Annotated in this window: 16 protein-coding genes and 2 pseudogenes; 6 read left to right on the top strand and 12 right to left on the bottom strand. The window is 45.6% G+C overall.

The genetic code is table 11. From position 1 onward, the window contains the following. Positions 1 to 58: 58 nt before the first annotated feature. Positions 59 to 226, bottom strand: a pseudogene (locus ACZ5QV_RS00945) (ISNCY family transposase); the annotation flags it as partial. Positions 227 to 236: 10 nt separating this feature from the next. Here ACZ5QV_RS00945 and ACZ5QV_RS00940 point away from each other — a divergent pair. After that, positions 237 to 326 (top strand): annotated as a pseudogene (locus tag ACZ5QV_RS00940) (zinc ribbon domain-containing protein); the annotation flags it as partial. A gap of 647 nt (positions 327 to 973) precedes the next feature. Next, complete coding sequence (gene ltrA / locus ACZ5QV_RS00935; RefSeq protein ID WP_464600813.1) at positions 974 to 2,779, top strand: group II intron reverse transcriptase/maturase; 1,806 nt, start codon at positions 974 to 976, stop codon at positions 2,777 to 2,779. Positions 2,780 to 3,372: 593 nt separating this feature from the next. Here ltrA and pspAA read toward each other — a convergent pair. The 3 genes from pspAA to ACZ5QV_RS00920 are packed head-to-tail and all read right to left on the bottom strand — an operon-like array spanning position 3,373 to position 4,311. Then, entirely contained in the window at positions 3,373 to 3,651 is a 279-nt protein-coding gene (gene pspAA / locus ACZ5QV_RS00930; protein WP_464600812.1) for a PspA-associated protein PspAA, read from the bottom strand. Then, complete coding sequence (locus ACZ5QV_RS00925; RefSeq protein ID WP_464600811.1) at positions 3,648 to 3,875, bottom strand: PspA/IM30 family protein; 228 nt, start codon at positions 3,873 to 3,875, stop codon at positions 3,648 to 3,650. Before ACZ5QV_RS00925 ends, pspAA begins: the two co-directional genes overlap by 4 nt. 25 nt (positions 3,876 to 3,900) lie before the next feature. Continuing rightward, positions 3,901 to 4,311, bottom strand: coding sequence for a PspA/IM30 family protein (locus tag ACZ5QV_RS00920; protein WP_464600810.1), 411 nt, complete (start codon positions 4,309 to 4,311; stop codon positions 3,901 to 3,903). A gap of 352 nt (positions 4,312 to 4,663) precedes the next feature. On the opposite strand from ACZ5QV_RS00920, the gene ACZ5QV_RS00915 reads away from it, so the two are divergent. The 3 genes from ACZ5QV_RS00915 (at position 4,664) to ACZ5QV_RS00905 (ending at position 12,356) form a co-directional block, all read left to right on the top strand. Then, entirely contained in the window at positions 4,664 to 7,336 is a 2,673-nt protein-coding gene (locus ACZ5QV_RS00915) for a PAS domain S-box protein (RefSeq protein ID WP_464600809.1), read from the top strand. Between the two features lie 318 nt (positions 7,337 to 7,654). Further along, positions 7,655 to 11,854, top strand: a complete 4,200-nt coding sequence (locus ACZ5QV_RS00910) for a PAS domain-containing protein (protein WP_464600808.1) — start codon at positions 7,655 to 7,657, stop codon at positions 11,852 to 11,854. A gap of 112 nt (positions 11,855 to 11,966) precedes the next feature. Beyond that, complete coding sequence (locus ACZ5QV_RS00905) at positions 11,967 to 12,356, top strand: response regulator (RefSeq protein ID WP_464600807.1); 390 nt, start codon at positions 11,967 to 11,969, stop codon at positions 12,354 to 12,356. A 25-nt stretch (positions 12,357 to 12,381) separates the two neighbouring features. Here the strand turns inward: ACZ5QV_RS00905 and ACZ5QV_RS00900 are convergent, their stop codons facing one another. Together ACZ5QV_RS00900 and ACZ5QV_RS00895 are read right to left on the bottom strand one after the other, a co-directional pair. Beyond that, complete coding sequence (locus tag ACZ5QV_RS00900) at positions 12,382 to 13,377, bottom strand: DMT family transporter (RefSeq protein ID WP_464600806.1); 996 nt, start codon at positions 13,375 to 13,377, stop codon at positions 12,382 to 12,384. 429 nt (positions 13,378 to 13,806) lie between these two features. Then, complete coding sequence (locus ACZ5QV_RS00895) at positions 13,807 to 14,187, bottom strand: phosphate-starvation-inducible PsiE family protein (protein WP_464602135.1); 381 nt, start codon at positions 14,185 to 14,187, stop codon at positions 13,807 to 13,809. An 802-nt stretch (positions 14,188 to 14,989) separates the two neighbouring features. Between ACZ5QV_RS00895 and ACZ5QV_RS00890 the strand changes: the two genes are divergently transcribed. Then, positions 14,990 to 15,214, top strand: a complete 225-nt coding sequence (locus ACZ5QV_RS00890; RefSeq protein ID WP_464600805.1) for a DUF433 domain-containing protein — start codon at positions 14,990 to 14,992, stop codon at positions 15,212 to 15,214. A 190-nt stretch (positions 15,215 to 15,404) separates the two neighbouring features. On the opposite strand, the gene hepT is transcribed toward ACZ5QV_RS00890, so the two are convergent. The 6 genes from hepT to ACZ5QV_RS00860 all read right to left on the bottom strand — a co-directional run bounded on the left by hepT (position 15,405) and on the right by ACZ5QV_RS00860 (position 21,965). Beyond that, positions 15,405 to 15,866 carry a type VII toxin-antitoxin system HepT family RNase toxin gene (hepT, locus tag ACZ5QV_RS00885; RefSeq protein ID WP_464600804.1) on the bottom strand — a complete coding sequence of 154 codons (462 nt, stop codon included), beginning with the start codon at positions 15,864 to 15,866 and terminating at the stop codon, positions 15,405 to 15,407. Between the two features lie 50 nt (positions 15,867 to 15,916). Continuing rightward, the gene (gene mntA, locus ACZ5QV_RS00880) at positions 15,917 to 16,363 is read right to left on the bottom strand and encodes a type VII toxin-antitoxin system MntA family adenylyltransferase antitoxin (RefSeq protein WP_464600803.1); all 447 of its coding nucleotides are present in this window, start codon (positions 16,361 to 16,363) and stop codon (positions 15,917 to 15,919) included. A gap of 56 nt (positions 16,364 to 16,419) precedes the next feature. Further along, positions 16,420 to 18,813, bottom strand: coding sequence for a PEP/pyruvate-binding domain-containing protein (locus tag ACZ5QV_RS00875; protein WP_464600802.1), 2,394 nt, complete (start codon positions 18,811 to 18,813; stop codon positions 16,420 to 16,422). A 57-nt stretch (positions 18,814 to 18,870) separates the two neighbouring features. After that, entirely contained in the window at positions 18,871 to 19,410 is a 540-nt protein-coding gene (locus tag ACZ5QV_RS00870; RefSeq protein WP_464600801.1) for a pyridoxamine 5'-phosphate oxidase family protein, read from the bottom strand. Positions 19,411 to 19,454: 44 nt separating this feature from the next. Continuing rightward, entirely contained in the window at positions 19,455 to 19,694 is a 240-nt protein-coding gene (locus ACZ5QV_RS00865) for a cytochrome b5 domain-containing protein (RefSeq protein WP_464600800.1), read from the bottom strand. A 102-nt stretch (positions 19,695 to 19,796) separates the two neighbouring features. Next, positions 19,797 to 21,965 carry a thioredoxin domain-containing protein gene (locus ACZ5QV_RS00860; protein WP_464600799.1) on the bottom strand — a complete coding sequence of 723 codons (2,169 nt, stop codon included), beginning with the start codon at positions 21,963 to 21,965 and terminating at the stop codon, positions 19,797 to 19,799. Between the last annotated feature and the right edge of the window lie 419 nt (positions 21,966 to 22,384).

The raw sequence follows: 22,384 nt of genomic DNA, 5'->3' as shown, positions 1-22,384 counted from the left end.
ATTATTTTTAGATAGCTTCCGCTATTTTTTTACCTATTCTTTACACCTGGAATGGTGTTTAGAAGTACCTTCCAAATGAGTTTTTGTTTTCAACCTTATTTTGTAGTTCAGTAAGCACCAATAGTTGATAAGCTACAAAGTTTAGAAGGGAATAGAGTTTTTTACTCCCGTTTCTTGTTCTTCTGATATCGAATTTAACTACTTGTTTAATGTGTCCATGATATTTGGAGAGGATACGAAACTGGAAATGTCCAGAATGTGGAACAGAACACGATAGGGACATAAACGCAGCTATAAATATTAAAAAGTTTGCACTTGCGATCTAAATTAAAGATACACCGATGGGACATCGGGAAGAGCCTGTGGACTCGTGGAGGTTACTCTGGAGAACGAAGCAGGAAGCCCCTTCCTTGGTTTTTCTAATTGAAAATTAGAAACTCCTGTTAAACCTATGGTTTAACATGACAGCCGAAGGCTGACAGGTGGGGTCAGTTCACTCCTTAGGAATGAGTCAAATATAATATCAAGTATTTTTGTCTGCCATTCCTTAACCACGGAAAAGCACGGAATGACACGGAGTGTGACAAGAAGCTGTAACATGAATTGCAGAAAAAGCTACCCCTTCCACTCGGGGTAATCCTACCAGGATGTGCGCCATTGGCAACGATGGGGTGCAAAGCTCTTGGGACAATGTGAAGACCTCTGAAAGTCCAATTCAGAATATTTGCTAGGATAAGGGTTCTAGGGAGAACGTAAAGTGAACCATTGTAAGAGTCGTGAATTCCAACAAGCGAAACTGGACTGCGCTTGAACCAAAAGGTACAGAACTAGACAGCAACGGCTTCCGTGACGTTACTGGGAATGGACAAACGGTTCTCGGCTTATAGATGGCTCCTAAGGAATCCATAATTATTCATGCTACAGAACTTGGTAAGCCCTATATGTTCCCTTAAAGGGTAGGAAATCCGCAAGGATGTACGAAGGCATAGAGGGTATAGGAATCAGTAAAAAGCGAATATCAATCTGTAATGGATTGAATAGAGGTTCAAACTTTGCCTCAATCCTAAAGGATGCAGACTTACTGAAGGTGTTTTCTTGTAAAAACGGATGTATAACTATGAGTGTGAGTATTTCAACGACATCTGAGGATGAGAAGCTCACAGACAGAATACTTAGAAATCAATGGAACCGCATCAAATGGCGGGAAATTGAGAAGCATGTTAATAGAATACAATCCAGGATTACAAAAGCAGTTATCAAAAGAAAATGGAATCTGGTAAAACGATTACAGTATCTGTTAAACCACTCCTTCTATGCTAAACTATTAGCTGTAAGGAAAATTACCCAGAACAGAGGTAAAAGAACAGCAGGAATCGACGGCGAAAAATGGACAACACCAGTAACCAAGATGAAAGCTGCCCTAAGTCTAACAGATAAAAGATACAAGGCAAAACCATTAAAAAGAGTTTTCATTGAAAAACCGGGAAAAAAGAAGAAACGACCTTTAGGAATCCCCACAATGTATGATAGAGCTATGCAAGCTCTTTATGCTTTATCCTTAATCCCTATTGCAGAAACATGTGCAGACAGAGCATCCTTTGGCTTCAGAATATTCCGAAGTGCCCAAGACGCTTGCTCACAATTGTTCATATCTCTTTGTAATAGATATTCTGCAAAGTGGATTTTGGAAGGAGATATCAAAGGCTGTTTCGATCACATCAGCCACCAATGGCTAATTGACAATATTCCCATGGATAAATTTGTACTTAAACAGTTCCTTAAAGCAGGTTTTGTATTTAAACGACACCTGAATCCAACCGAAGCAGGAACACCTCAAGGAGGAATTATTTCTCCCATATTGGCAAACCTGGTTCTTGATGGAATCCAAAACTTACTGGCCGATAGATATCATACCAACAAAAAAGGCAAACTTAGCAACAAAGTCCGGTGTCAACACAAAGTAAACTTTGTACGTTATGCCGATGATCTCGTGGTAACGGCCAACTCTAAGGAAACGGCTTTAGAAATCAAGGAGATAATCCGAGATTTCATTAAAGGCAGAGGTCTTGAATTATCCGAAGAAAAAACTCTTGTTACGCATATAGATAATGGTTTTGACTTCCTTGGATGGAATTTCAGGAAATACAAAGGGAAACTTCTGATTAAACCCTCCGACAAATCCATCGATAATATCACCAACAAAATAAGTGATATTGTCAAGAAAGGAAATTCCTGGACACAGGAAGCTCTAATAAGCAAACTAAACCCGATTATAACAGGATGGTCTAACTATCATCAGGCTGTTGTAGCAAAAAAGGTGTTTAGCAAACTGGATAACAGAGTATGGAACATACTCTGGAAGTGGGCCAAAAGAAGACATCCAAAGAAATCTAAAGGTTGGATAGCCAGAAAATACTGGCATTCTGATGGAAATAGAAAATGGATTTTCTCAACAGAAACAACCAAACTGAAATTATTCTCGTCCACAGGGATAGTTAGACAACCTTATTTAAAACTGGATCAAAATCCCTTCCTTAACCCTGAGTACTTCGAAAAAAGAAAGTACATACAAGGGATCCGTAAGCTAACTGGAAAGTTTAAGGAGATCTGGACAAAACAGAAAGGCAAATGTTATTTCTGTAACCAGAATCTGGACATACTGGAAGAAAGAGATCTACATCACTTAATTCCAAAATCCAAGAGAGGAAACAACAGCAAATATAATCAGGCTTATGTGCATAAATATTGCCATAGACAATACCACGCCATTAACGGTTAACTACTGCCCGATACAGAAAGGGTTTGAAAACGCTTGAGCCGTATGAAGGGAGACTTTCACGTACGGTTCTTAGGCGAGAAAGAGGGAGTAATCCCTCTGACTTAGCCGACAACCGGCCTTCGGCCGGTGAGTACGCCGGTCCTTTAAATAATCGATTCAAAACCCATTGTAGACAAGACGCCAGAGCAACCTTTATAGTCGTCCCCCGGCATTCTTTTTCCGTGCTTTTCCGTGAATTTCCGTGGTTTGAATGCACACACCAAATGTCTCCACTAACAAAAACACAACCTGTACTATATAGAGCAATTTTCAAACTGAAAATTTGAAGTTATATTTTTACCATTCCTTAGTATATATGCATTACGAATTATTGTATCTGATTTAATCTTTTTTTTAAACTTTTATGATTTGATTTGAGTTCCGGCCCTGGCTTAAAAATCAATGAAAACTACATCAGATGCAGGTTTTTGAGTTTAAGCTTTCGGAAAAAACGGGCTCTTAAAGGCCAACGGAGGAGGCAGGGCTTTTAATAAATAAATTAAAAAAGAATATTATGTAAAATCCATAACAGAGTACATGCACAGTCTATTACATCAATCTTCAAAAATTCCGGACCCTGTAAATACGTCCTTTGCTTCCTCAAAGCTCAGGTCCTCGGGGGAGACAATGATGTCGGACTCCAGGAGTTCTTCCGGCATGAGGGGCTTTCCTTTTGTCCTGATCGTTGCAGTCAATTTTAAAAGTTCCTGCCTGAATTCATCATCCCTGGCCTCCGCCACAAAGTTCACGATCCGGTTGTCCATCTCGTTCAGTTCGTCGTAAAGTTTTCCGGGTATACGGAACTGCCCTTCTCCCATTATCCTGATGATCATTCGCCTTCCCCCTTTCCTGCTTTAGCTCTGAGTTTTGCGAGTTCGGATTCGATATTGCTCTCCATGCTGATTTTGGATAACTCCCTCTCGACTTTGTCCTGGCCCCGGCTTGTGATGTCCTCGAGGGTGCCTGCCTCCATTAATTCGTCGAGAGCCTGCGAGCGGGCTTTCATATCATCCGTATTATTCTCCGCTCTCTCAAGGGCCAGGCCCACGTCGGCCATTTCTTCACTGATCCCGGAAAAGGACTCATTGATCCGGACCTGGGCTTCGGCTGCTGAGTACTGGGCCTTGATGGACTCTTTCCCGGGTCCTGAATACCTCTACCTTGGTCGAAAGGCGCTTTTCGGAAATAATGAGTTTTTCTTCCTGCTTTTCAAGTTCAAGGATTTCCGCGTCAATTCCCTCAACCTGCTGCTGGTAGGCAGCCTTTCGCTCAAGGGCAAGCCTCGCAAGGTCTTCCCGGTTAGCCCCTATCGCTTCCTTTGCCTGTTTTTCAAGCTTCTCAATACTCATCATAAGCTTTGTCCGCTGGAGCTGGAGGCGCCTTTTGGAACTTGTAACCTCGAAAACACCTATTTTCACGTTCTGGAGCAGTTCGAGCTGCTTTTCGTAAGAATAATCCAGAGTCTCTCGTGGGTCTTCCATCCCTGTGAGCATTTTGTTCATCTTCGACTTAAAAACCGTCTCCATTCGCTTCAGTAACCCCACGATTTCCTCCCCTTTGTATTATAATGAGTAGTAAAGGACACAATTCCATAATTATAGATGGTGTATAATTTATATAATCCTCTGTATAAAATGAATGCAGAAGAAGTATTATTCAAAGAAGGTTCTGGATTTCGATTGTGGACATTTTCTGCAACATGCAAAATTTAATATAGTTGTCACTAAATACTTCAAAATAAAGAATTCTTATTATTCTTTTTATAATACTACTTATTATAATATTAAATTTACAGGAACCTTCAAAAACCCGGAAAAAATAATAAATGGGAAAAATCCCGGGAGTGTGTCCGGCATAACAGGCAGCAAAACCCAGAACGAAACAGATATGGAAGGAAAACAGCAGGAACACTTTTTTTCAAAAAACCCGAATCCCATAATAAGGGCCGGAAAAGACGGGATAATTATTTTTGCAAACGAAGCAGCTCTGCCCCTGCTGGAGAGCTGGGGCACCGCAGCAGGAGAAACCCTCCCTCCTGAACTCAGAAACCTGATTAGAGATGTTTTTGAGAAAGAAAGGGGAAAGCAGCTCGAAGTGCAGGCAGGGGAAAAGGTATATTCAGTCACATTCCAGCCCGTTTTGGAAGATGAGGTTGTGGACCTGTACGGCTTTGATATAAACGACCGGAAACAGGCGGAAAAAGAAGAAAATGAAAAACATACCAGCCTGGAAAATCTGCTCAAAAGCCTGACCAGGGAGATCTCTTTTAAAAATGAGAACCTTCAGAGGGAAATCAATGAACGCAAGAAGGTTGAAAAGACCCTTAGAAACCACCTCCGATTCCTGAAAACAATGATGGATGCCATCCCTGCCCCCGTATATTACAAGGACGGAGAGGGAAAGTATCTGGGCTGCAACAAACTTTTTGAAAGCCTGATAATGGGGTTAGAAGAAAAAGAGCTTATAGGCAAACTCCTGAACGAAGTGGAAACAAAAATGCCTCCCGCTGTCGCCAGGGGGTACCAGATGCTGGACATGGAACTCCTGAGAAAAGGGGGAAAGCATGTTTATGAAACCGAACTTTTATGCTCAGACGGCCTGAACAGAAACTTTCTGGCAAGCAGGGTCGTTTTCAGGGACAAAATCGGAAATGTAGCCCTCCTTGCGGGGGTACTGCTTGACATAAGCGAACTTAAACATGTGGAAAAAGCCCTCCTGGAAAACCTTCACTTCCAGGAAATATTTCTTGATGCCATCCCTATTCCCATATTTTACAAGGACATGAAAGGAACTTACCTGAGCTGCAATGAGATGTTTGCCGGGGAACTGCTGGGGCTCTCGAAAGAAAAAGTAATCGGGAAGACCATGTATGATCTGAAGGAAGAGATTCCTGAAGAACTTACGGTTGTTTATGAAAAATCTGACCGTAAAGTGATGAGAGAGGGAGAGCCTCTGTGCTTTGAAGCAAAAGCAAAATGTTCGAAAAGAGGGGAAATCAGGGACTTTCTTTACACCAAAGCCCTGTATTCGGATATCGACGGAAACTCTCTGGGAATTGTAAGTGTGATGCAGGACATTTCCAACAGGAAAATAGCTGAAAAAATTCTCCGGGAAAGTGAAGAAAGGTACCGTCTGGCCGCAGAACAGACCGGGCAGCTCATCTATGACCACGACATGCTGACCGGGACAAACGACTGGGCGGGAGCCATTGAAAAACTTACGGGATACCGTGTTGAAGAATACCAGATATTCAACATCGATCAATGGAGCGATCATATCCACCCGGAGGACCGGAAAACGGCTGTATGCGCCCACTACCATAACGATGACGTATACCACGAGGAATACAGACTCCGAAGAAAAGACGGCAGCTATTTTTACGCGGAAGATTCCGGGAAATACCTCAGGAATGAAAAAGGCGATATCTACAGGTTGCTTGGTGTCATAAAAGACATCACGGAACAGAAACTGTCCCGGGAAAAATTGGAAAAAAGCGAGGAGCGTTTCCGTTCCTTCATGGAGAACTTCAAGGGCATTGCCTATCAGGGGAATATGGATTTCAGGGCCGTCTTTATGCATGGGGCCGTAAAGGAAATCACGGGCTACGAGGCCGAAGAATTTACGTCCGGCAGACTTCTCTGGGACAGAATGATATTTCCCGAAGACATGCCCCTGATCATGGAGTCCTCCGAGGCTCTCAGGTCGGACCCGAAGGTTCTCATTGAGCGGGAGTACAGGATCAAGCACAAAGACGGGAAAGTGCGCTGGGCCCATGAGCTTATCCAGAACGTCTGTGATGCTTCCGGAAAGCCTGTCCTTTTGCAGGGTTCGATTTACGACATAACGGAAAGAAAAGAAGCCGAAGAGATTCTTGAAAAGGTCCAGGGGGTTCGGAAAAGAGAAATCCATCACCGGATCAAAAACAACCTCCAGGTCATATCCAGCCTGCTGGAATTGCAGGCCGAGAAGTTCAGGGACGAGGAGGTTCTGGAAGCTTTCAGGGAAAGCCAGAACCGCGTTATCTCAATGTCCCTCATCCATGAGTCCCTGCACGGGAGCAGGGATGTGGAAACCCTTGATTTTGCGGCCTACCTCCGAAAATTGACTGCCGAACTTCTTGCCTCGTACACATCCGGCAGTGAAGAGATCAGCCTGCAACTGGATATAGAAGAGGTGTATTTCGGGATGGATACTGCAATTCCCCTTGGTATCATTATCAACGAACTGTTTTCCAATTCTCTGAAACACGCCTTCCCCGAAGGGAAAGGAAATATCTATATAAAACTTTACGGGTCTGAGATTTGCGAAAACGTAAATTCTCTTTTTACCCTTGTCGTTTCAGATAACGGGGTCGGTTTTCCGGAAGAATTTGATTTCAGGGATATGGATTCCCTCGGCTTGCAGCTTGTAAACACCCTTGTAGATCAAATAGAGGGGACAATTGAGCTTGAAAGGGGTTTAGGGACAAAATTCAGGCTTAATTTTGAAGAAAATGTGCATTCAATTATCCCTTCCTAAAACCTTCACCTGAGGGCCCGGTTTTTGAGGGTGGAGGGATTCACTCCCATTTTCCACATTTCTCTTAAATCAGATGTTTTTTAAATAACTATTAATATTCTTTGGACGTACACACTTATTAAATATTAAAACCATTATGTTAAAAAAACACCTAAAGATTTGCGGCCTGAAATAATAATACACCGAAATTAAGATCGTACAGTAATATAGTCTGTCAGGCTTCAAGCCGGTTTCTTTTCCAGTAGATTCTCAAAAATGGTGCAGTGAGTGGACTGAGGAAAGGAAAAACCCCGGAACAGGAAAGAGGAAATAAACCTGATGGGAACTTTCTCAAAAAACCCAAACCCCGTACTCAGGGCAGGAAAAAACGGGACAATTATCTGCGCAAACAGCGCAGCTTCTCCTCTTCTGGAAATGTGGGAAGTCCGTAAAGGAGATAAACTACCTCTGAATATAGGGGATGTTGTACGAAAAGCTCTTCTGGAAAAAAGCCCTGAAGAGCTTGAATTGAACGCAGGGGAAAAGACATATTCATTCTGTTTTCAACCTTTCCCGGAAGAGGCCTGTGTGAACCTTTACGGTTTTGACATCACGGAGAGAGTCCTTGAGGTAGATAAACTGAGAAAACGCTGTGAGGACCTGGAGAATCTGCTTGAAAAAAGAAGTTCTGCGGGGGCTAACAGGGAGCAAGCACATGAGGCATTGCCGGGGCATGAGGTAAACAAGCTTCAAAACACCATACTTTTTCTTGAAACACTCCTTGATACCATACCGGCCCCTGTCCTTTACAAGGATAAAAACCTGAGGTACCTGGGTTGCAATGAGCCCTTTGCAAAACAGGTAATTGGTCTGCCTACAGCCGAGATCCTGGGAAAAACCCTGCCTGAATTACAGCGAATAAGAGAAATACTGGCAGAAAAAGCAGAAATTTACCATAGGCAGGAGCAGGCCCTCCTGAACAAAGGAAGCAAAGATTCCTTTGAAACCGAATTTTTATGTGCTGATGGGACCAGGAGGGATTTTCTGGTCAGCAGGGCCGCGTTCAGAGCCGAAAAAGAAGAAGCTTCCTCCATGGTAGCTGTGATGCTGGACGTGACCGAACTCCGGCAGGTCGAAAAAGACCTTAAAAATAATTTGATGTTTCTTGAAACTCTGCTTGACAACATCCCGAGTCCGATCTTTCACAGGGACAGATACGGGAACTACATAAACTGCAACGAGAAGTTTGCCAGCCAGATCATGGGGCTTTCGAAAGAAGAAGTAACCGGGAGTTCGATTCTGGATTTCCAGAAAACAATACCTGAAGAACTTGCTAGCATATACATGGACCATGACCGGGAACTTATTCTGGAAGGAGGAAGCCAGTATCCCGAAACTGAAGTTATGTGCACCGACGGTATAAAACGGAATTTCCTTTTCAGCAAAGCTGCGTACAGTGGGGATTCCGGAGAAGTGGCCGGGGTCGTAGGGGTGATGCTGGACATCAGTGAACGCAAGCTGGCTGAGGAACTTCTTCGAAGGAGTAAAGAGAGTTGCCGCATCATTTTAGAGCAGACAGAGCGGCTGGTTTTTGATTCGGACCTTGTGGCCAAAAAGATTGAATGGGCAGGGGCTATTGAGAAAATTACCGGCTACGGGCTTGAGGAGTTCCAAAAACTCGACGGAGATTCCTGGGTAGAGCAGATCCATCCCGAAGATAAAGAAGAGCTAGCAAAAGCGATTAACAGGTCCCTTGAGACCGGGGAAAAACTCAATGAAGAGTTCAGGTTCAAAAGAAAGGACGGGACTTATATTTACGTGGAATACAGCTCGGTTTATCTAAAAGACGAAAAGGGCTCCGTGTCCAGGGCCCTCGGAGTGATAAAGGACATCACGGAAAGAAAATTGAGCCAGGAAATAATAAAGAGAAGTGAAGAAAAGTACAGGCTGGTAGTGGAACAGACAGGCCAGGTCTTATATGACTACGATATTGTAACTGGGAAGATTGAGTGGGCAGGGGCAATCGAAGCCGTTACTGGCTACGGTTTCGAGGAATTACAGGCTGTCGATTTTACCGGATGGGCAGAGCACATCCATCCGGAAGACAGGAATCGGGCTCTGGGGACCCATTATGAAGCCCTGGAAACGGGTTCCCAGTATCATGAAGAATACAGGTTCCGGAGAAAAGACGGAAGCTATTTTTACGCGGAAGACCGCGGGATTTATCTCAAAGATGAAAAGGGCCGGGTTTTCCGGCTGCAGGGCGTGATAAAGGACATCACGGAAAGAAAACTGGCCCAGGAGAAACTGAAAGAAAGTGAGGAAAGGTTCAGGATTGCCGTCGGTCATACAGGCCAGATCGTATATGATAGAGACAGCAGTACAGGGTATATTTACTGGGAAGGTGCGGTAAAAGAAATTACAGGATATAGAGTAGAGGAATTACAGGAATTCGATGTACCCACAAGGCTGGAGCACGTTCACCCGGAAGACCGAAGACGTGTAAGGGTTGCACTTAAAAGGTCCATGAAGACAGGAGATAACTTACATGAAGAGTACAGGTTCCGGAGAAAAGACGGGAGCTATTACTATATAGAGGACAGTGCAACTTTTCTGAAAGATGAAAAGGATTGTGTGTATAAAATCTTAGGGGTAATAAAGGACATCACGGAAAGAAAACTGGTCCAGAAGCAACTGGAAGAAAGTGAGGAAAGGTTCAGAATCACCGCAGAGCAGACAGGCCAGGTTGTGTATGACTGCAATGTTGAAACAAGAAAGGTTGAGCTGGTAGGAGCCATCAAAGCCCTTACGGGATACGGGCCCGAAGCCTTACAGGACCTCAATGCGTCCACCTGGATAGAGCACGTCCACCCGGAAGACCGGGACAAGGCCCGGGAAATACATGTTGAAGCCAGGAAAACGGGTTCCCATTATCATGGGGAATACAGAATTCAAAGGAAAGACGGGAGCTATTTCTATGGGGAAGACAGCGGGGTTTTCCTTAAAGGTGAAAATGGGGAGATTTCTCGGTTGCTCGGGGTAATAACAAATATCACGGGACGAAAACTGACCCAGGCAAAACTGGAAGAAAGTGAAGAAAGGTTCAGAGTTGCCGCAGAACAGACAGGCCAGATAGTGTTTGAACATGACCTTGAGAATGCTGTGGTTAAGTGGTCAGGGGCCATCACGGAACTTACCGGCTACAGCGTGGAAGAATTTGAGAACTCAATAGGGCATGAATGGATAACCCAGATCCATCCCGAAGACCGGGAAAGGGCAAGAGAGGAATTCAAAAAACTCTGGAAGGACGCTGATAGGTTCCGGGTGGAATACAGGTTCAGAAGGAAAGACGGGAGCTATTTCTATGTAGAAGATAGCGGGATTTATACGAGGGATGAAAAAGGAAAGATACTCAAAGCTCTGGGGGTAATAAAAGATATCAGCGCGATTAAACTTGCCGCAGAAAAATTACGAGTAAGTGAGAGGCGCTACCGGTCTTTTATTGAAAATTTCAAAGGAATCGCTTACCAGGGGGAAATGGATTTTACGCCAATTTTCATTCACGGGGCTCTGGAAGAAATTACGGGTTATCGGGAAGAAGAATTCCTTTCCGGAAATATGCGTTGGGTTCAGCTTATAGAGCCGGAAGACATGCCCGTTATTCTAAAAAATGCAGAAAAATTAAGATTGATACAGGATACCTTTATTGAGCACGATTACAGGATAAGAAAAAAAGACGGGGAACTCAGGTGGGTCCACGAGGCAATTCAGAACGTTTCGGCGGGGCATGGAGAAAAAAGAATGTTGCAGGGTGCGATTTACGACATCACCGAGAAAAAGGAAATCGAGGAGAACCTTGCAAAAATTCAGGAAATCCGCAAAAAAGAAATCCACCACAGGATCAAAAACAACCTTCAGGTTATATCAAGCCTGCTGGAACTGGAATCCGATAAGTTTAAAGATCCGGTGGTTGTCGAGGCTTTCAGGGAAAGCCAGAACCGGGTGATTTCCATGTCAATAATCCATGAAGAGCTTTATAAGTCAAGGGATATGGAAAACATTGATTTTGCAGCATATCTCAGGAAATTGACAGCGGACCTCCTGAGGTGCTATAAAGTGGGAGAGAAGGAAGTCCTCTTAAAGCTGAGTTTAGAAGACGTTTTCCTGAAGATGGACACGGCAATCCCTCTTGGAATAGTTGTTAATGAACTGGTCTCAAATTCCCTGAAACACGCCTTCTCGGAAGGACAGGGTGGGGAAATCCATATCAAACTCCATCAAGTGGAAAATTATGAGAATAAAATAATAAATAATATGAGAAGTAATATTAGTGAAAATAGAAATAGTGATAGAAAAAATCAATATATACTGGTCATTTCGGATAACGGGTTAGGTTTTCCGGAAAACGTTGATTTCAGGAATACTGATTCCCTTGGACTGCAGCTCGTAAATGCCCTCGTAGAACAAATTGACGGTAATATCGAAGTCTATGGAGGCGGGAAAACAGAGTTCAGGATCGGTTTCCTGGATGAGGTATGAAGGCATGGAAACGAATTTAGCAAATATAGCAAATTTAAAATAATTAAAGAACTTATCAAAATTAACTCAAATAGCTGAAAAAGCAGAATAACAATCAAAATGGGGGAAGTAAATGGAAAAAGCAAAAATTCTGGTGGTTGAAGACCAGAACATCGTGGCTCTGAATATCAGAAACAAGCTGAGAAATCTGGGGTATACCGTCCCAAGTACGGCAGCTACTGGAGAAGAAGCCATACGGAAAGCAGAACTTACACGTGCGGACCTTGTTTTGATGGACATCATGTTGAAAGGTGACATCGACGGGATTCAGGCCGCAAGTGAAATAAAAAAACGTTTGGGAACTCCTGTAATATATCTTACCGCTTACACAGACAGTGAAACACTTGAACGGGCCAAGTTAACAGAACCTGCAGGCTATATCTCAAAACCTTTCAAGGAAGAGGACCTGAAGAGCAACATTGAGATGGCCCTGCACAGGCAGCGGGTGGAAAAAGAAAATTAAGGGGAAGGCGGGAAAACTGAATAATTCAGAATTTCCCTATCCCCGGAGGCAGGCGCGGTCTGAGAATTTGCGTAAAGCTCCCGAAAGAGGAAATGAAGTCTGATCCGAAGCTTTTTTCCAGGTTGAAAGGGAGCTTAAAGTTTACGAGCAGGGCCCCGAAGAGGATTAAGGCACAGCCTTCTATGGTGCTTGTATAGAGGGTTTCTCCAAGGAAGGTGCAGCTGAAAAATATGCTGCTCACAGGCTCAAGGAGGGAAAGCACCGAAGCTTTCTGGGCTTTTATACAGGCCATTCCGCAAAAGTATAGGAGAGCGCCTACCGTCGTTCCAAGGAGCCCGAAGGGGATCAGTATACTCAGGTTTTCAATCAGGATCGAGGCTGGCACCGAAAGCCCGAAGGGCAGCAGGAGCAGGAGGCTTACCACCGTTGACCAGAATGTCTGGGAAATTCCGGAATAGTCCTCTTTAAGATAGCTCACTGTTATGATTGAAAAGCCGTAGGTAAGCCCGGAGAGTAGCCCGAAGAAAAGGCCCGAGAGATAAGCACTTTTCCCGGAAGAAGACAGGTCTCCGATTGTGGCAAGGCTGCTCGGGTCTACCACAAGCACTATTCCTGAGAAACAGAGAGTAAGGGCAACAAGGCTTTTTAAAGTCACCTTCTCTTTTAAGAAAATAGGGGAGAGAAGGGTTACGTATATAGGAGCCGTATAGAGGAGAAGCACAGCTACGGGGATGCTTGTAAGCTTGATTGAATTATAATAAGAAAAAACAGTTATGGTATTCAGGACTCCTAGCAATACAAGGTATTTCTTATTCTTATGAAGGGACAGATTTTGAAGCTTCCCTATAACGGCAAGATAGATTAAAATGCCTGAAAGCCCGAAAAAAAGCCTGTAAAATAGTATCGAGCCAATTTCCATCTCTTTTATTCCTTTTATGAAGACCCCAGCCGTTCCAAAGAGGATACAGGCTGTTATGATTGCTGTGGATGAGCTATTATTTTCTTTAAATGTTTGGGGCATGATGCAGCATGAATAATAGATCTGAGATATAAATGTATTTGAAAATAAACAATAATGACAGATGTTTTCAAAAAATAAAAATAAAGAAGTAATAATAATTTCACGATAAATCAGGCAGGATGCCCGTGACTTCAGTCATGAGAGGAATGTCGTCCACTTCAGATGTTCCACCGAATATTCATATCTATCACTCGATTCAACACCTTGAAATATTTGTGACTAATGCCATGTGTAATTTTTTTTCCTTCTTTATTACTTTGGGAGTGCGGAGGGTCACGAATACCCCGTCCTTCACAAGCTGTCCGACAATTTCTGTCAGCAATATCCAAAATCCTTTTTTTCCGATTTAAAGGCTTTATATGCCTTCTTTTACCTGTTTTTGCCTTGAAATTGAATTGTCGGATAGCTTCTTTAGTGGTGGGTAGTTGACTAATCTGTGCAGCAGGAATAAGGTTCATGAGCCTCATCGGGTGAATATTTGACCGCAAGTACCCGGATTATACCCAGCACGAGCAGGAGAACCGAGAGACTCAGAATAAATTCATACCCGAACTCCTTGGCGTAGAGGCCCAGGGCGAGTTCCCGCATGATTATTAAAATCGTGGCGTCAGTTACGTTCGTGAGTTTGATGCGGTCGTGTTCGTGGAAGTCAACGAAAGTCTTGAAGAGATCTATGACGATAAAAATCGTAAGCACGCTGGCCACTATATGCCTGAACCCGCTCTCAACGGACTCGAAGACGATGAAACGCAGCTCCAGCACGGTCTGTACCATTCCCAGAAGAAGGGCCAGCACCAGGACGTAAAGGATGAAGGTGGTGACAAAATGAATGACTTTTTTGAATACCTTTACATGGTCAATTTTTATTGAACTTAGAGAAACTATTATTCAACCCTCCTTACCGTATCTGGCCCCTCAAATTTCATATACATATAAATAACTATCTATAATTATTGATATATATATGTATATATACTCATACAGGATTATAAATCCGAATTGTATTGGATTATTCCTTATATTTTGATGCAAAAATTCCGAATTTTGCTGATGACAGTTCTCTGTTTAATTCTTGCTATGTTTTTGTTTGTGGAGGTGTTTTGTGTGTGCATTCAAACCACGGAACACACGGAACACACGGAAAAAAACGGCAGGAAGACGGTAATTATGGTTGTTCTGATGTTTTGTTCACAATGAATTTTTAATCGATTATTTTAAGTCCCGGTGTACTCACCGGCCGAAGGCCGGTTTCCGTGTCCTTCCGTCGCCCGAGTTCCGCTTCGGGAGCACGGGATCCGTTTCGCTCGCTGCGCGAACTCAAGCGGATTATAAACCTTATTTTGGAAAATTTTCTGTGTCTTTCCGTGTGTTCCGTGTGTTCCGTGGTTTGAATATCCACACCAAACACCATCTGTATGAGTATAATTCCTTCTGTGGTTCCCCTTTGTTTTTCTGGCCCCTGCTTCAATTTCCCTGGGCCGAAGGATTTTTGCCGGGCCTCTTTTGAAGTCTGCCTGTTTTCCTTTTTTCGGATTGCCTGCGTCCCTCTCCAAACCGCATAACCTCAACCCTAAAATACCTTACAACCACTATTCTAATAAGGTGGAAGCTTATGACCTGGCGAGAGCGTATCATCATTGACCCTACGGTTTTTGCAGGCAAGCCAATAATCAAAGGCACACGTCTTGAAGTTGAACTCATTACAGGCCTGCTGGCTCATGGATGGCCTGAAGACGAGATCCTGCGAAACTATCCCGGTTTGACTCATGAAGATATTCAGGCCTGCCTGGGCTATGCAAGTTCCTCAAAAAGGTGGTCATGTGAAGGGTTAGAATAGACAATATGTTGTTGATGAAAACGGGTAGAGGGTAGCGGTTATTCTTCCCCTTAATAAATATAAAAAAATAGTGGAAGATCTGCATGATCTTGCTATCGTTGCGGAAAGACGTAGTGAGAAAACCATTAGTTTTGAAAAGATGAAAAGAAGGTTGTAAAACCAGGAGCCATGACAGCTTATACAATCTATTTCAAAGGGGGTCCGGAAAAATATCATCTCTTTCTTTCTTTCTTTCTTTCTTCTCAACATATTCCAGCACATACCTCGCAAATTCCTCAAAATCCCCCAATTTCTCGGTCAGGAATTCTTCCAGAATTTCGAGGTCTACTTCATCGTACATGTGGACGAGAACGTTTCTGAACCCGGCGGCAGGTGCGAATTTCTCTGCAAAAGCTTTCGGGAGGATTGAATGTTTTCCCAGGATAAGGAAAATGCTCCTGTAGTCTGCGGGCCTTTCAAATCCCTCTTCCGAGATGATGATTTCTCCGATGTCAATAGCGCCCTCAATTGCGAGCTGGAAATTTCTCTCGACTGCGCTTCGTTTTTCGTAGTCGTATTCCAGGTCCAGGGTTTTGGGGTCCAGGGATTTTAGATAATCCACGCACCTTTTCATGAAACTTAATTTTCTGAAAATTGCATCTGAACTTTTCATAAAACCTCTGCATGAAACCCTCAAGTCTTTAGCTCGGGGGGTAATTGACTTCAGGAAAATCCTTTTTCTTTAAACCGTTTTACAAATTCCCTGTTCAAAAAGTCTTCATGGTACTTTCGGTCATAATACCTTGACATAATATAAGGCTCCACTTTGATTTTTACTGCATGATCCCTCTCAAAAACAGGGCAGTTAGGTTCAATGATTTCAAAATTAAGGACTGGTGTGGCGTCGTTCATGACCACCAGGTCAACTTTGTTGCTTTGCAGCAGAGTGCAGAGGGAAGCAATTAATTCGAGCCTTTTTTCGAAACGTTCTTTTTTGTTGAGATTTCCGGAGAGATATACCCCGATATCGATGTCGCTGAGTGGGCCTGTCTTTCTTTTCGCATGGGAGCCGAAGAGGTATGCAAGCTCCACGTAGTCTATTTTTCGGAAAAACCCATTTAATAGTGTGCTCAGTTTTTCTCTGGGTAGTTCAAGTATTTCAGTTCCCATTGTCGTTCTTTTCTAGGCGTTATTCTTTCAAATAGATTTGTGTACTTTTCCATGAATCATTCCCGCCTTTTAAGGATAGTAACGATTCCAAGGTAGCCGTCCACGGCAAGGTAATCCCCGTTGTTTATAAGCCGGGCCGCTTCCGAGACTCCGGTTACACAGGGAATGCCGTACTCCCTTGCTATAATCGCCCCGTGGATAAGCACCCCTCCCCTCCGCTCCACGATCGCGGCACAGAGGGGGACGACAAAGGTCATGTTGGGGTCAACGGCGTCGCAGACAAGGACTTCTCCTGCCCTGAACTCGAATAGGTCGCCTTCTTTTAAAATTACCCTGGCATAGCCCTCCGCACTCCCGGGCCCTGAGGGGTTCCCGGGCAATTGCCTGGGGCTGACGGCTGGCTGGCTGACAGCTGTCCCTTCTTTCATATCGGGACCCGGAGAAAAAACCCCTGCCCATGCCGACTGGCAGTTTCTGAGGGATTTTGCCATATCCTTAATAAATTCAAAGTCCGGAACCATTTCGATTTCCGGAATTTTGACTGCTTTAACTCCCCTTTTCAGGAGCCTGCCTCTCCCTTCCAGAAGGGCCCGCTGGACTTCGGCCTCGATTTTTCCCAGATGGATATTATCGTCGTCCCGGAGACGGTAGCTTGCCCGCCCGAGGGCCAAAAGGTCGGCAGCAAACTGGCTTTGCCCGGGATCAAAGCCGGAAATATAATTTTCTTTGAGCCTTTTGATTCTTTCAGGAGCTTTTTTCATATCGGCAGCCTGAACCGGGGAGGGGGAGACAGAAGCCATTTCAAGGAGCAGTTTGAAAAGCCCGGCCCTCGCCCGGGGACTTTCCGAATAGCTGCCCCCGAACTTTGAAAGGAAGGCGTCCACCTCACGTATAAATCCCTGGTATTTCTGGCTCTCTGGAGATTCCTGACCTTCCCGACCTTCCCGACCTTCCCGACCGTCCTGATATTCCCTGGCTTCCCGACCTTCCTGACCCTCGCCATAATCTACGCGGCCTTCCTGCTCCCGTCCTTCTCTTTGCAGCATTGATCGAAGGTCCCTTGATTCTCTCAGGCTGGTTGCCAGACTCTCAAGTTTCCGGTTGCGTTCCAGGCTCAGCATTTCCGTGCCGGAGAGGAGGTCCAGGAATTCATAAGGGTCCCCGGGGTTTACCTTTTCATTATAGACCTGCCCAAAAAGCCTGGCCCCGTGGGCAAAGGGAATAAACTCGTCCCAGTAAATGTCGTGCCACTTCCGGTAAACAGCCCCCCTTCGTTCGATTTCTTCCGCAAGTTCCGGGTCCAAAAGTCTCGATAGGTCCGACTTTTCCAGCTCTTTCGCCTCGGCCTGAAGGGCCGGGATATGCCTGTCCTCAATGGTTTTCCGGAGTTCCTGCAGGTTTTCGAAACTCCGTCGGAGGCTCAGGTACCAGAGCCGTTTTTCGTCCCTGTCCTGACCCCTCAGGGTGGTAATCGGTCTCGACTGGAGGGCGTAGAGATCCCCGTCCCGGAAAGTCCATTCCACGTCCTGGGGAGCATGAAAAAGTTTTTCCGCTTCCCGGACAAGGGAATAGACCTCCCGAACCTCCTTTTGGGAAATGGGTGGCCTTTTTTTCATTTCGAGAGGAAGAGGCCGTATTTCCGTCCCGGTCCGGCTTCCAAAGACCGCTTTTTCCCTGGCCGCGGGCCTGTGGTTCTTTACGGCCCCCGAATCCCTTCCAAGGATCCAGCGGTCCGGCTCCACCGCACCGTCCACAAGCCCCTTATTCAGCCCGTAGACCGCCTCGACCACAGCTTCGGACTCGTTTTCGGGATTCATTCCAAAAACCACACCAGAGGCCCGTCCCTCGATGATTTCCTGGACCAGGACGGCCATTGAGCTTTCAAAGACATCAAGCCCCATTTCTTTCCGGTAGAGGAGGGCCGTATCCGACCAGAGGGAAGCCCAGACCAGGCGCAGGTGTCGGAGGGTCTCGGATAGGCCCCGAATATTGACGTAAGACTCGTGCACCCCCGCAAAAGAGGTCTTTGCGCTGTCTTCTCCCGGAGCCGACGACCTGACCGCAACCGGCCGGCCATCAAATCTTTTTTCAAGTTCTTCCCCAAGCTCCCTTTCCAGAACCAGAGGAAGAGGTGTGCGGGAAAACATATTTTTGAGCTTTTCCGAGAGGTCCCATAACTCTTCCCAGCGCATCTCCTCCAGGGGTTTTCGAGAAAGATCAAGCAGTATCCGGCCCTGAAGTCCGGTTTTTTCCACGTACTCCTCATAAACCGCAGTGCTCACGCAGAGCCCGGACGGCACCTTCAGCCCGGCCCCGAGCATAAGCCCGAGAGCTACGGCTTTTCCCCCGCAACCCCTGTTTCCGACTCCTTCCCTTTTACTTTCCCGGCTCCGTTTACTTCCGAGTTCTTCCAGGGAAATTACCCATTTTCCCGTATCTAGTCCCCCCACTCTTTTCGCATCCCTTCTTTACATCCTTTCCTTTCTTAGCATCCCTTTCTCGCCTCATTACACAAAAAATTCCACAACATGCTGGAACCTGCTCACGACAATGTATTTTTCAACTCTGATTTTCAGGAAGGCGTTTGTGGGCGAGCGCAGGAAATCCACCATATGAGGGTGCTTTTCAAGATAGATCCTTTCCATTTCCAGGCGTTCCGGCTCCCGGATTTCCTCAACCCGTCCGAGAGCCGTGGCCGCCATAGCGTCTCGGAAGTCCGCAAGCGTGTTTTTTCGGTTATCGACCAGGACGGAAACGGCAGGGTTTTTCGAGACGTTGGCAAACTTCCGGGTTGACCTTGTTGTCGAAAATAGAAGAAATTTCAAATCCGGGTCCGGGGCAAAGGCAACAAGGTTAACATAGGGAAAAACGTCCCCCTGCGTTGCCAGGACGGCAAGGGCCTGGGACTCTAAAAGGCTTCTAAGCTCCCTTGAAAAGCTTTCTCTTTCCTCTTTCGCCCCCCAACTCTTTTTCCTTTTTTGGGGAGAAAAGCTCTCTCTCTTCCCGGAGCGAAGGGGAGGAGGCCGGGCTGCGATTTCGTCTTTCATAGTAAATATAATATTTTTTAAATATGTGCCATATACCCTTCTCTTTATTCTTTTAGAGTCCCGACAACAGGAAAGTTTTCAAAGACTTCTGACCCGTGCGGGGCTTCCATATCCAGGCTTTCAGTAAGTTCCTGGCCCCCGTCATGAAGGCCCTGGTGGTTTCCCTCTTCCCAGAGATAACTGTCTGAGAAGTCGTAGACTTTTCCTTTGTAGGCCACGTACAACTTTTGCCCGTTTTGCCCATTGTATGCAGCAAGCTCTTCAATAGTGAATTCTTCCATCATCCACACTCTCCATTTGTTAACAAAAACTGATAACATTGATTTACGTTCGGTCCAGCTCAGGTTTCCAGTTTGGATTTCCAGTTTGGATTTCCAGATTCCAGATTATAAGTCCAGAAGTTTTAACATTTCCTCTATTTCCGTGGTTGGGAGCCGACACTCGTGGCCCTGGCAGACATAAGCCGTGGCCTTTCCTTCAATGGGGACCATGGCTTTTGTATAGGCGGCCAGTTCCGTAATCCCGACCCCTCTCTTTTCACTTTCAACTTCATTTTCAACTTCACTTTCCTCAATTTTTCCACTTTCCTCCAATTCTTTGCTTTCCTCCAATTCCGGCCTCAGGACAAGCACCTTGTTCGGGATAAAGTAAGCCCAGAGTTCTTCGAGCATGGTCCTGGTATCCAGAGCACCGCGTTTGCCTGCAATAACCACTTCGTATGCCGGTCCCATTGCGAAATCCAGACCGGTCAGGAACTGGGTGTAACTTGAAGGCATCCTCCGGGCCTGATTGGAAAAGGCGGTAACCATACGTCCGGCCAGGTCCTCAAGTTCGGAATCCCCGGTAATCCGGGCAAGGTGGAGGAGATTGAGCAGCTCCAGGGAATTTGCGGAAGGGACCGCAGCGTCCATAAGCTCCTTTCTTCTGAAAATCAGGGTTTCGCTGTCGTCCGCTGTGAAAAAAAGGCCTCCATACGTCGGTTCCCAGAAATGTTCAATGAGTTCCTGGTTAAGGGCAAGAGCGGCTTTCAGGTAACGTAACTCAAACCCGGATTCATAGAGTTCAAGGAGCCCGTGGATATAAAAAGCATAGTCGTCGGCGTTTGCCGGAATTCCGGATACTTCGTCCCTGTATCGGTGTAGCAGGCGTTTTTCCGGACTGTAAAGAGAAGAAAGGATAAAATCCGCGGCTTTTTTAGCAGCCTGAAGATATTCCTCATTTCCGAAGACCCGGAAACCTATCGCAAAGGCAGCTATCATCAGGCCGTTCCAGTCGGTAAGGATTTTATCGTCCTTTGAGGGCCTTTTTCTCTCCTGTCTGGCCTCAAAAAGTTTTGTTTTTGCCCTCCGGGCTCTGGCCTCAAGTTCCGCTGGAGAAATCCCCAGCTCGGCCGCAAGCTGCTCCGGGGGCGAGGGCATGTGGAGAATATTGGCCCCGGTTTTTCCTTCCCGGATTTCTTCCTCGAAATTTCCCTCTTCCTTCAGGTTGAATATTTTAGCAACAAGTTCGGCATCTTCGGAATCCAGCAGGCTCCTGATTTCTTCCAGGGTCCAGAGGTAGTAACTGCCCTCTTCCCCGTCCACGTCTGCGTCCTCCCCGCAGAAAAACCCTCCCTCATGAGAGGTCATGTCCCTGAGAACGTATGAGAAAACCCCCTCCGCGGTTTCGCGGAAGGAAGCCTTTTCCGTGGCCTGGTAGGCTTCCGTGTAGGCTACCGCAAGCAGGGCCTGGTCGTAGAGCATCTTTTCAAAATGGGGCACTATCCACATGTTGTCCGTGGAATAGCGGTGGAAACCTGAGCCCAGGTGGTCGTAAATCCCGCCTCTCTGCATGTGTTCCAGCGTATGCTCAAACATATGAAGGGCTTCCGGATTCCCGCTTCTTTTCCAGTAGCGGAGCAGGAAGGAAAGTTTGTGGGGAGCCGGAAACTTGGGGGCTCTCTCAAATCCCCCGTATTCCCCGTCAAAGTCACCCAGAAGCTCTTCATAGGCTTCCTGAAAAACAGATTCGTCCAGAGATTCCCCGGAGCTTTCCACGACCATGTTCCGGATGGTTGAGGTAATCTTCTCTGCTGAATCCAACACTTCTTCATGCTGGTTTTCCCAGACCTCTTTGATCCTGGGAACCAGTTCCTCCATTCCGGTCTGGCCGAAGCGAGACTTTTTTGGAATATAGGTGCCCGCAAAAAAGGGTTTTTTATCCGGAGTCATGATGATGTGCAGGGGCCAGCCGCCTCTCCCGAGCAGGACCTGGCAGACCGTCATGTAGGTATTATCGATATCGGGCCTTTCTTCCCGGTCTACCTTCACGGGGACAAAGGCCTCATTTATGAACCCGGCTATCCCCCGGTCTTCAAAGGATTCGTGGGCCATCACATGACACCAGTGGCAGGTGGAATACCCAATTGAAAGGAAGACAGGCTTATTTTCTCTCCTGGCCTTTTCAAAGGCTTCTTCCCCCCAGGGATACCAGTCCACAGGATTGTAAGCGTGCTGAAGGAGATAAGGGCTTTTTTCCCGAATAAGACGGTTTGGCTGTCGCTTTTCTTCACTCATTGCAATTCCTCGGTTTTCTCGGTTCCGTTTCCATTCAAAAAGGCCCCCTATTCCATTGAAATCCCCTGAAATTCTCGATTTCGTTTTCCTTTAGGCGAGGATCCTACCTCGGATTTTTTTACACGTCTTGACTTTTTCTAGTCCGAGGATCCCACTTCTCTATTCCCGAATAAATGTGCCCACACCTTCCGAAACTTACTTTAAACTCACCTGAACAGGCCCCACTATATTTGATAAAAACATCTTGAGTTTGTAAACGAAAAATCCCTTATTTAAATTAAAATCTCCATATTATCAATATATCGGTAGTTTGAAGAGTTGGATTAAGGAAAAAAAGGATATTAGGTCTTTTTTATCTCAAACAGCAGAAGACTCCTTCCTCGACAGTTCCGGCTTTGCCGGAACTGGCAGGTGGAAGA

The organism is Methanosarcina baltica (genome assembly GCF_055394095.1).
Note: the sequence above shows the minus strand (reverse complement) of the source record. Positions and strands in the feature narration are given on the sequence as shown.

Bases quoted from the DNA above. Each gene is read 5' to 3' on its own strand.
- ltrA (WP_464600813.1), top strand. From the start codon at position 974: ATGTACGAAGGCATAGAGGGTATAGGAATCAGTAAAAAGCGAATATCA.
- pspAA (WP_464600812.1), bottom strand. From the start codon at position 3,651: ATGATCATCAGGATAATGGGAGAAGGGCAGTTCCGTATACCCGGAAAA.
- ACZ5QV_RS00925 (WP_464600811.1), bottom strand. From the start codon at position 3,875: ATGGCCGACGTGGGCCTGGCCCTTGAGAGAGCGGAGAATAATACGGAT.
- ACZ5QV_RS00920 (WP_464600810.1), bottom strand. From the start codon at position 4,311: ATGCTCACAGGGATGGAAGACCCACGAGAGACTCTGGATTATTCTTAC.
- ACZ5QV_RS00910 (WP_464600808.1), top strand. From the start codon at position 7,655: ATGGGAACTTTCTCAAAAAACCCAAACCCCGTACTCAGGGCAGGAAAA.
- ACZ5QV_RS00905 (WP_464600807.1), top strand. From the start codon at position 11,967: ATGGAAAAAGCAAAAATTCTGGTGGTTGAAGACCAGAACATCGTGGCT.
- ACZ5QV_RS00900 (WP_464600806.1), bottom strand. From the start codon at position 13,377: ATGCCCCAAACATTTAAAGAAAATAATAGCTCATCCACAGCAATCATA.
- ACZ5QV_RS00890 (WP_464600805.1), top strand. From the start codon at position 14,990: ATGACCTGGCGAGAGCGTATCATCATTGACCCTACGGTTTTTGCAGGC.
- hepT (WP_464600804.1), bottom strand. From the start codon at position 15,866: ATGAAAAGTTCAGATGCAATTTTCAGAAAATTAAGTTTCATGAAAAGG.
- mntA (WP_464600803.1), bottom strand. From the start codon at position 16,363: ATGGGAACTGAAATACTTGAACTACCCAGAGAAAAACTGAGCACACTA.
- ACZ5QV_RS00870 (WP_464600801.1), bottom strand. From the start codon at position 19,410: ATGAAAGACGAAATCGCAGCCCGGCCTCCTCCCCTTCGCTCCGGGAAG.
- ACZ5QV_RS00865 (WP_464600800.1), bottom strand. From the start codon at position 19,694: ATGATGGAAGAATTCACTATTGAAGAGCTTGCTGCATACAATGGGCAA.
- ACZ5QV_RS00860 (WP_464600799.1), bottom strand. From the start codon at position 21,965: ATGAGTGAAGAAAAGCGACAGCCAAACCGTCTTATTCGGGAAAAAAGC.